Raw genomic sequence first — 1,424 nt, forward strand, 5'->3', positions numbered from 1 at the left:
CAATGATATTACATTGCCTGATGGCCGTGAAATTAAGAGTGCTGATGTCATTGGCCCTGCTAAAAAAGGCCGGACAGTTGTTATTTTAGGTGATACGCGTAAGACACCAAATGCTGGTGAGCTTGCGACAGGGGCTGATGTCCTCGTGCACGAATCAACCTATGGTAAAGGTGAAGGTAAACAAGCGCGTAATCACTACCACTCAACGAGCATTCAGGCGGCTGAAGTCGCTGAAAATGCTGGCGTGGGTCGCTTATTGCTAACGCACATTTCAGCGCGTTATGCCGGTAAGTCAGCGAATGAACTCGCTTATCAAGCGCGGACAATTTTTGAAAATACCCGCGTTGTGAACGATTTTGATGTATTTGAGGTGCCGTTTGGTGAGCAAAGCAATAGCAAACCAGTTAAATTGACGCCGGTAGATGAAGACGAACAGTAAGTAAGGAGGCAAACAGATGATTTCACCACACTATCAATGGGATTTCCCGGCCGTTGCAAACGAGGCGGCAGCCAAAGAAATCGCTGAGACCTTTGGTGTTTCAGAATTGGTTGCCAAAATTTTAGTTAATCGTGGCTATGATACCATTGAAACGGCTAATGCGTTTTTGCGTCCTGGTGTTGAAGGCTTATATGACCCGTTCTTATTACATGATATGGATGTTGCGATTACACGAATCATGACGGCCATTGACAATGGTGAAAAGATTGTCGTGTACGGGGACTATGATGTGGACGGCATTACCAGTACCGCCATCATGACATGGGCCTTGGAGTTGATGGGCGCCGATGTTAGTTATTATGTGCCTAACCGTTTTAAAGATGGTTACGGCCCTAATTTAGCGCAGTATCAACGTTTAGCTGGTGAAGGCATGCAATTATTGATTACAGTCGATAATGGTGTGTCAGGACGGGATGAAGTCGCTTGGTTAATGAATAACGGGGTCGACGTCATTGTGACTGATCACCACGAGATGCCTGCCGAGTTACCAGAGGCGGTTGCGGTGGTTCACCCACGTCACCCAGATGGGGCATATCCATTTGGTGGCTTATCTGGTGCCGGCGTGGCCTTTAAAGTTGCCTCGGCTTTGTTGGAAGAGCCAGCTGATGAAGTGATGGATTTGGCCGCTTTGGGAGCGGTCGCTGATGTGATGGAATTGGTTGACGAAAACCGGGCAATTGTTGCAATGGGCTTGGCTAATCTCAAGGAAGATCCACGCCCTGGTTTAGCAGCCTTACTACAAACTGCTGGCACTAATCAAGCCGATATCGATTCAATGACGATTGGTTTTACCATCGGACCACGTTTAAATGCACTCGGCCGTTTAGCCGATGCAACGGATGGTGTCCGGCTGTTGTTAGCCGATGATCCAGAGGAAGCGAGTGCGTTGGCTGGTCAAATTGAAACGTTGAATCGTGAACGACAG

At 48.0% G+C, this 1,424-nt stretch carries 2 protein-coding genes; both read left to right on the plus strand.

The genetic code is table 11. The annotated features are described in order from the left end of the window. Nucleotides 1-439 (plus strand): MBL fold metallo-hydrolase (locus WEIDD23_RS00850; protein WP_242865351.1); only part of this gene is annotated, 439 nt, incomplete at its 5' end. Between the two features lie 16 nt (nt 440-455). After that, the coding region (locus WEIDD23_RS00855; RefSeq protein ID WP_197458757.1) for a single-stranded-DNA-specific exonuclease RecJ at nt 456-1,424 on the plus strand (969 nt) is incomplete at its 3' end.

The organism is Weissella sp. DD23 (assembly GCF_001579105.1).
GTDB lineage: Bacteria > Bacillota > Bacilli > Lactobacillales > Lactobacillaceae > Weissella > Weissella cibaria.